The sequence below is a fragment of the Komagataeibacter kakiaceti JCM 25156 genome (genome assembly GCF_000613305.1).
On sequence record NZ_BAIO01000373.1, the window covers coordinates 1 to 2,340 of the forward strand.

Below are 2,340 nucleotides of genomic sequence, written 5' to 3' on the forward strand. Positions count from 1 at the left end.
TCGCAGGCCGAGCATGAGGGAATGGTTGAAGTCGGTGCGGCTGTCGCGGTTGCCGTTGCGGAAGCCGTAATCGCTGTTCATGGCCGTCAGCGCGCCTTCGCTGCCACTCATGGAGGAATGGTGCGACTGCGGGCCCAGCATGGTCCAGAACCGGTATTCCGCCGTGGCGGACAGGCCGACGACCCATGGCATGGGGAAGGCGAGGCCGAAGATGCCTGATAGGCGAAGTTGCCGTAGGTGCCGCTTACGTGCTGGCTGTAATTCGCGCCATTCACGTTACCGGTCATGGTGGTGTTCATGTTCTGCCAGCCATAGCCGATACCCGCGCCGAAATACGGGAACAGCCAGCTCTTGCCGATATCGAGGTCGAACAGGGCGTTGGCCATCAGGCCGGATTCCTGCTGCCGGCCATCCGCATGGGCATGGTAGGCGGCGTTGCCCCCTACCGTTTTCAGGTCGTTGTTCCGGTAATGGCCCTCAAGCTCCACGCGGAAGCCGTTGCCCAGCCCCCAGCCGATCGCGCCCTCGCCAATGGCGCCGGTACGGAACTGATCACGCGCCGAGGAATTCCGTATGACCTGGCCCTGGTTGAAGGTCGCACCACCTTCACCGCTCATGTACAGCCCCTGTACGGGCTGGGCGAATACCGGGGCGGAGACCAGTACGGGACCCAGGGTAACCGAGGCAGCCAATAAAGACCCTGCAAGCAATCCGTACCGCAGATTCATACTCTTCTTCTCCCTTCGACGGGCCTGTGGTGGCGTATCGGCCGGTCGGGTGCGCGTGCCATATTCCTTCGGATCAGCAGCATCAGCATTCTTTTGCTTAAAGAAACCAGCCCTGACAATCCATTGTCACCGCCTAATCCACTGCTTTGGGCGGCGGGGGCAACTGTCCTGTCCGACTGTGTGCCAGATGTCACACCCATACGCCGGACTGGTTTCTATGCCTTTAATCGCGTGGAATCACGTCTTTCATATCAGCTTTGCTTCAAACGGTGGCACAAGATCCGGTGCGTCGAATTCAACGACCCATATATCGGGGTCCCGTTCCCTCTGTCTTGCAACGTAGGTATCGACGCTGTCCTGATCCACAGCCGCCTCTCCTGTAGCGCGGAACCATGCCCGGCGTCCATCGGGGGTGCGGGTGGCGGCGAGTACGCACATGCGCCTGTCCCGACCCAGAAGTACGATCAGTACGCTGCCCGCATCTTCGTCCCCCCGGTGCAGGACCATGCCGGGATTTCCCTTTTGTCCAGCCTGGCGCAGCATTGCCCGGACCCATATGCCGGTTTTCAGGCGCGATTCTTCCATGGGGTGGGCATCTCCGGTAATGCAGAAAGGCAGAGGGAGACATGCAGGAATAGCACGGTTTCCCATGGTGATATTCTAGCCGCCACTGGCCGGGACGGCGCTTTCCTCGGGTATGGCGGACAGGGCGGCGCGATATTCGACCGGGTTGTCCAGCAGGGAACGCGCGGCGTCCAGATCACTGTCCGTGCCGATGGCGGCGGGGCAGGCCTTGCGGATGCTCAGGATGCGCGCGGGGTCCACGGGGTAGCGGATCTGCCGGGTGGCGGTGATCCATTCCCGGCTGTCCACCGTGCCTTCGGCCAGGTTCTGGAGCTGGCGTTCAAGCACGCTTTCCCCCAGGCTGGTGCAGACCTGCGGCATGACGCCCAGCCCCTGCAGCGGCCAGCCCAGCGGGGCGAGCACCCGACTCCACGTTACGTAAAGCTCGCCGCCATTGGGCATCTGGCCGATGGTCTGGACCAGCCCCTTGCCCAGCGTGGCGCTGCCGATCACCACGCCCCGCTTCTGGTCGGCCAGGGCGGCGGCCAGAATCTCGGCGGCGCTGGCGGTGCGTCCATCCACCATGACGATGATGGGCAGCCCGTTGGTCATGTCCCCGCCCTGTACGGCCCAGACATGGTTGGCCTGCGGGTCGCGCCCCTGTGTGATCGCCGCCACGCCGTGATCCAGCATGAGCGCCGATGTGGTGACCGCCTGCTGGAGCACGCCGCCCCGGTTGCCGCGCAGGTCCAGGATCAGGCCCGAAATGCCGGGCACGTTCATGGCCTCATCCAGGTACTGGCTCATTTCCTCGGCCGTGTTGGCGGAGAAAGCGGTGATGTGCAGGATGACGTGCTTGCCGCTGGTATAGGCGAACACGGTTTCTGGCGGGATGGAGGCGCGGTGCAGCGTGACCGTGGTCTGCCGCCCCTTCGCTTCCACCGTTATGCGCACGAGGCTGCCAGCGGGGCCGCCAAGCCATGAATTGACGGTGTCGAGGCTGCGCGACGCGGTGGAGCGCCCGTTGATGGCCCGCACGACCTGCCCG

The 2,340-nt window shown here is 63.8% G+C and carries 2 protein-coding genes and 1 pseudogene; all 3 read right to left on the bottom strand.

The genetic code is table 11. From position 1 onward, the window contains the following. Positions 1 to 728: pseudogene (locus tag JCM25156_RS24595) on the bottom strand (OmpA family protein); the annotation flags it as partial. A 246-nt stretch (positions 729 to 974) separates the two neighbouring features. Beyond that, on the bottom strand, positions 975 to 1,313 hold the full coding sequence (locus tag JCM25156_RS13955) for a DUF1491 family protein (RefSeq protein WP_025813575.1): 339 nt from the start codon (positions 1,311 to 1,313) through the stop codon (positions 975 to 977). Between the two features lie 75 nt (positions 1,314 to 1,388). Further along, on the bottom strand, positions 1,389 to 2,340 hold a 952-nt coding region (locus JCM25156_RS13960; protein ID WP_025813576.1), incomplete at its 5' end, for a S41 family peptidase.

Bases quoted from the DNA above. Each gene is read 5' to 3' on its own strand.
- JCM25156_RS13955 (WP_025813575.1), bottom strand. From the start codon at position 1,313: ATGGAAGAATCGCGCCTGAAAACCGGCATATGGGTCCGGGCAATGCTG.